This window comes from Lacticaseibacillus mingshuiensis (genome assembly GCF_016861785.1).
Taxonomy (GTDB): Bacteria; Bacillota; Bacilli; order Lactobacillales; family Lactobacillaceae; genus Lacticaseibacillus; species Lacticaseibacillus mingshuiensis.
This window is the reverse complement of the sequence record NZ_BOLS01000037.1, coordinates 1-5,222: the sequence shown is the minus strand read 5'-3', so window position 1 is coordinate 5,222 and position 5,222 is coordinate 1. Positions and strand designations below refer to the sequence as shown.

The 5,222-nt window shown below is 55.3% G+C and carries 5 protein-coding genes; 3 read left to right on the top strand and 2 right to left on the bottom strand.

Annotated elements, in window-relative coordinates; translation table 11 throughout:
- The 3 genes from JUE67_RS12395 to JUE67_RS12385 all read left to right on the top strand — a co-directional run.
- Positions 1 to 426 (top strand): RNA-guided endonuclease TnpB family protein (locus tag JUE67_RS12395; protein ID WP_203637184.1); only part of this gene is annotated, 426 nt, incomplete at its 5' end.
- A 281-nt stretch (positions 427 to 707) separates the two neighbouring features.
- A complete protein-coding gene (locus JUE67_RS12390; protein ID WP_203628631.1) occupies positions 708 to 2,147 on the top strand; it encodes a 6-phospho-beta-glucosidase in 1,440 nt (479 codons plus the stop codon).
- A gap of 108 nt (positions 2,148 to 2,255) precedes the next feature.
- On the top strand, positions 2,256 to 2,966 hold the full coding sequence (locus JUE67_RS12385; RefSeq protein ID WP_203628632.1) for a TIGR00266 family protein: 711 nt from the start codon (positions 2,256 to 2,258) through the stop codon (positions 2,964 to 2,966).
- A 73-nt stretch (positions 2,967 to 3,039) separates the two neighbouring features.
- Here the strand turns inward: JUE67_RS12385 and JUE67_RS12380 are convergent, their stop codons facing one another.
- Together JUE67_RS12380 and JUE67_RS12375 are read right to left on the bottom strand one after the other, a co-directional pair.
- Positions 3,040 to 3,873: an SDR family NAD(P)-dependent oxidoreductase gene (locus JUE67_RS12380; RefSeq protein WP_203628633.1), complete on the bottom strand. Its 834-nt coding sequence runs from the start codon at positions 3,871 to 3,873 to the stop codon at positions 3,040 to 3,042.
- A gap of 65 nt (positions 3,874 to 3,938) precedes the next feature.
- Positions 3,939 to 4,493 (bottom strand): TetR/AcrR family transcriptional regulator, encoded by a 555-nt coding sequence (locus JUE67_RS12375; RefSeq protein ID WP_203637183.1) that lies wholly within the window; start codon positions 4,491 to 4,493, stop codon positions 3,939 to 3,941.
- Positions 4,494 to 5,222: the final 729 nt, after the last annotated feature.

Sequence of the window (5,222 nt, the reverse complement as noted above, 5' to 3'; positions counted from 1 at the left end):
AGTGACTTCAAAAACTATCTGAAGGCTAAGCGCATGGTGGCCAAATACAGCGCGAAGGCCGCCAACCAACGTCGCGACTATCTCCAGAAGCTCAGCACAGGACTTATACGCCAGTACGACCTGATCAAGCTAGAAGACCTGAAAACCAAGGGCCTCCTGCATAATCACAAGCTGGCTCGTGCCATTGCCAACCAGGCCTGGCGAGAATTACGCCTGATGCTTGAGTACAAGGCGGCCTGGTATGGTAAACAAGTTGTGGCGGTATCGCCATACAAAACCTCGCAACGCTGTTCAAATTGCGGGTACGACGACGGAAAACACGAGCTAGACGTGCGCGAATGGACCTTTCCACAGTGTGGCACGCGCCATGATCGTGATATTAACGCCGCTAAGAATATTTTGGCGGCTGGGCAACAAACAGTCTAAAACCTGATAGGGTTTGTGGCGCGGGACGCGCCTTGGTCAATAGCCGTAACCTCTGCACAGAAGGCTCAATGCTGGAAGTGTAAGTCAGCGGTGTTCCCAGAAGCTCGGTCATTTATGGCCGAGTAGTTCACTATATGCTCGAGCGGATGCCGGATGGGGCAAGGGATGGCCGCGACCGACGCGAAAAGAAGGCGCTATCTGAGACCGCTTCCTTGTATGTCGGACCGGTTATGGTGTATATTGGCTTTATTATAGAAGATAATTAAAGGAGCGTTAAGCAGATGACACAAGGCTATCAAATGCCAGACGATTTTCTCTGGGGCGGCGCTGTGGCCGCACACCAAGTTGAAGGTGGCTGGGACAAAGGCGGCAAGGGGCTGAGCATTGCGGATGTGATGCGTGCCGGCGACAAGAACACCGCGCGGATCGAGGATGACGAGGTCTTGGCGGACCAGGTCTACCCGAACCACTGGGGCGTTCATTTCTACGACCATTATAAGGAAGATATCAAATTATTTGCCGAAATGGGCATGAAGGCATTCCGGACCAGCATCGCCTGGACCCGTATTTTCCCGAACGGCGACGAAGATGTGCCTAACGAAGAGGGCCTGCAGTTCTATGATGACCTTTTTGACGAATTGCACAAATACAACATCGAACCCGTTGTGACCCTGGCGCATTTTGAGATGCCGCTGCATTTGGTCAAGGCCTATGGTGGCTTTTCCAATCGTAAGGTGATCGACTTCTTCACCAAGTTTGCGGAAGTCTGCTTCCGCCGTTATCACAACAAGGTCAAGTACTGGATGACCTTCAACGAGATCAATAACCAGACCAACTATCAGGATCCGCACCCGTTGCTTCAAAACTCCGGCTTGATCCTGAGCGACACGGACAACTGGGAAGAAGCCATGTTTCAGGCAGCGCATTTCGAGTTTGTTGCCAGCGCCCAGGCCGTTCAGATCGCGCATGCCATCGACCCGCGTCTGCAAGTCGGCGACATGATCGCGTTCAACCCGATCTACCCGCTGACCGCGCGGCCGGAAGATGTCCTGTATTGCCAGCGCGCGATGAATTATCGCTACTACTTCGGCGATGTCCAGGCGCTCGGCGAATATCCAGCGTGGCTCAAGAAGTATTGGGCGCGCAAGAACTTCAAGCTCGACATCACGCCTGAAGACCTGGCGATCATCAAGGCTGGCGCTGTGGATTACATCGGCTTTTCCTATTACAACTCCTCCGCGGTCAAGTACACCGAGGACAACCCGGAGCTGGACTTCAACGAAGGCGCCAACGACGTCAAGAACCCATACGTGCCGCGCTCTGATTGGGGCTGGCAGATCGACCCCGTCGGCCTGCGTTATTCCATGAACTGGATGACCGCGCGTTGGGGCAAGCCAATGTTCATCGTTGAAAATGGCTTCGGCGCCTATGACAAGATGGAAGAAGACGGCAGCGTGCACGATGACTACCGCATCAAGTTCCTGGCCGACCATCTCCTGCAGGCGGAAAAAGCCGTGGCGGAAGATGGCTGCGAACTGCTTGGCTATTGCCCATGGAGCGCGATCGACATCGTGTCGGCTTCCACCGGCGAAATGAAGAAGCGGTATGGCTTCATCTACGTCAACGCTGACGACAATGGCGAAGGCGACTTCAAGCGGTCGAAAAAAGACAGCTTCAACTGGTACAAGCAGGTTATCGCCTCAAATGGTGCAGATCTGTAATTTCTAGGTCACAAAAATGCGGCGCCCTGGCCAACGGGACGCCGCATTTTTGTTCCTTTTGTTTTTGCCCCATTTACGGTAAACTGACCGCAAATGGAGGTGCCAAAAATGAATTATGAATTGCAAGGCGACAACCCGTTTCCAATCGCGCTGCTTCACCTGAACGCGGGCGAAAGCGTCCAGCTGGAATCTGGCGCGATGATCTACCACAACGACCGCATCGATCTTGCCGGCCACATGAATAGTAATGGGAAAAAAGGGTTCGGCGGCCTGTTATCGGCGATCGGGCGTGCGGCCACGTCTGGCGAATCCTTCTTTATCACAACCGCAACGGCCACGGCGGATGGGGCGGATCTCGCCATCGCGCCAGGCAACCCCGGTGAGATCACCGAACTGCCGGTCGACGCGGACCACCAATGGCGCCTGAACACGGGCGCATTTTTGGCCGCGGACAGCACCGCCAGTTATTCGATGGTGCGACAAAAGGCTAGTGGTGCGCTGTTCGGCGGCACCGGCGGATTTTTTATCATGGAAAGCAGCGGCACTGGGACCATGCTGGTGTCGGCGTACGGCGCGCTGTTGCCGATCGACCTGGACGGCACCAATGATTATGTGATCGACAACAATCACGTGGTCGCCTGGGCCAGCACGCTGGATTACAATATCGTCGCGGCAGGCGGGGCGCTCGGCTTCAAAACAGGCGAGGGGCTGGCCAATCATTTCCACGGTCGCGGCCGGGTGTACGTCCAGACGCGCAACATCGAGAGCCTGGCGGACATGATCCAGCCGTTCTTGCCAACAAATTCGAGCTCGGACTAAGCGGCGTTGCGCCGTAAGCCGAAAAAAGAGAAGTGGCCACGGGGCTCACTTCTCTTTTTGTGTGGGGCTGTCGTTACTTGGCGCCTTCCTTGCTAAAGCCCTTCATCAAACGGTCGGCGATGCGCATGTACAGGCGCGGATGGACGCGGGCGGTGCGCGCCATCAGCCGGTCTGACCAGGTGTTGAAGTAGGCGTACTTCGGCGTTTCATCCGTGGCGGCGCGATAAAACAGGCGGGCGAGGTCGGCGGACGTCGCGGCGCTGGCTGGAATGCCGGATAATTGCGTCTCGACTGCCTCAACCAGCGGCCGGTAGACGGAGTTTGGCTTCAGATTTTTCTTCGCGTTGGCCATGGCGATCTCGGCCCAAGAAGACTGGGTACCGCCGGGCTGGACGATGACCGACCGAATGCCGAAGCCTTTGACCTCCTGATCCAGCACGTTGCTCCAGCGGCGTAGCGCGGCCTTGGTCGCATGATACGCGCCGCCGAGCGGAGTGAAGACGTCCTCGCCGATCGAGGAGATATTGACGATGCGCCCGCTGTGTTGCGCCCGCATGGTTGGCAGGACCAGCTGGGTCAATGCAGCTGCGCCAAAAAAGTTAACGTCGAACTGCGCCTTGAGATTTTCCAATGGCAACTCTTCCAGTGGCCTATATTCCCCGTAGCCCGCATTGTTGATCAACACATCGATGCGATGCTGGTCGGTGAGGATGGTCTGGATGAAGGCCTCTCGGGAAGCATCGTCGGTGACGTCGAGTTTGAGCGCATGAATGCCGTTCGTCGTGGGAATTTTTTCAACCCGCCGCGCGCCGCCATACACGATCCAGCCGCGCTGGGCAAACAACTTGGCGGCCTCCAGCCCCATCCCATTTGACGCACCGGTGATCGCAACAACTTTTTCTGACATAAGTAAGACTCCTTTTGATTTGTGAATGAACGTTCGTTTCTAGCAACGGAAAAGCAAGCGGCGCCTCAGCGTTTCAGCGCCGCAATGATAGTATCGATGGCCGCATTCAGCTGCGCGTCAGTCGCCTGACTTTTCAGCATCTGAAGCGGCACGGAAAATAGGGTGGTACCGAGCAACGCATCGACTGGGCGATAGGCCGGCGCCGCCTGGACCTGGGCGAACAGATCGGTCAGCGGCTGCGCCTGGTCGTCCGCAAAGGCTTTGGCCTTCGCGTCGATCGCCTGCTCATTGGCCAAAACGGCATCGACGAACCGCGCCTGTTCCGGGTATTGGCGGAACTGGGTGATGTAATGCCACTCCGCCGCGCGGATCTTGGCGTCAAGATCCGGGGCGGCGTCGATCGCGGCGTGCAGGCCGGCGTCGAAAAGCGTTTTGACCTGCTCGTAAATGCGACTGAGCATGTCTTCCTTGTCGTTGTAGTAAATGTAGATGGTGGCCGGGCTGACGCCAGCGGTTTTCGCGACTTTACTCATCGCAAGGCCAGTCAATCCTTCTGTCGCCGTGAGGGAAAAGACGGCCTGCTGGATGCGCGCGCGTTTGTCTTCATCAATTGTTCGCATGACGCTATAATAAACGTTCATTCACTATTCGTCAACTACCAGATTCAAATTTCGAGGGGCTCATCTCGGAAACGTTAGGCTGAGTCGCTTATTGGCAGCGCGGTGTGGTCAGCATTGCCAGCTTCATCTTGAGGGTGAGCGGTGCTGTCACTTCTCTGGTGACAATCCGGGTCGTCCATCTTACTCTAATTATAGAGATGATGGCCATGCGACAGAGACAAAAAAGGCGCGGTTCAGACCCGCGCCTTCGAGAGCAAACTCTCTCACAGTATGGTGATCCCGCTAGTTAATTCAATAAAAAGCCGCTAACCATTTGGGATTGGGAGCGGCTTTTTGTGTACGACGAGTAATTTGACCCGCAATACTCTCACAAGAGCGCGCCATGCCTGAATGCAGGCGGCCAGTAAATACCACCACCCCAAGGCATTTTCGTAGCAACTGCCGAAGCAGGTACGCAATGATATTAAAAGACAGATTGTGTCGACAGATTGGTGACAATCCCGGTCGTCCATGTTACTCTGATTGTAGAGATGATGGCCATGCGACAAGAGACGAAAAAAGCGCGGATGCAACCGCGCCTCCGAGAGCAAGCTCTCTGCCAGTATGGTGATCCCATTTAGATATTACGACAAAAAGCCGCTATCTGTGGAAGTGCGGTCGGCCCTGTCAAGTTGACAGATGAAATAATATAAAATTTTGTCTGTTTCTAAATGGCTTCATTCCAGTATT

Excerpts from the sequence above, each read along its gene's own strand:
- JUE67_RS12390 (WP_203628631.1), top strand. The coding sequence starts at position 708 with ATGACACAAGGCTATCAAATGCCAGACGATTTTCTCTGGGGCGGCGCT.
- JUE67_RS12385 (WP_203628632.1), top strand. The coding sequence starts at position 2,256 with ATGAATTATGAATTGCAAGGCGACAACCCGTTTCCAATCGCGCTGCTT.
- JUE67_RS12380 (WP_203628633.1), bottom strand. The coding sequence starts at position 3,873 with ATGTCAGAAAAAGTTGTTGCGATCACCGGTGCGTCAAATGGGATGGGG.
- JUE67_RS12375 (WP_203637183.1), bottom strand. The coding sequence starts at position 4,493 with ATGCGAACAATTGATGAAGACAAACGCGCGCGCATCCAGCAGGCCGTC.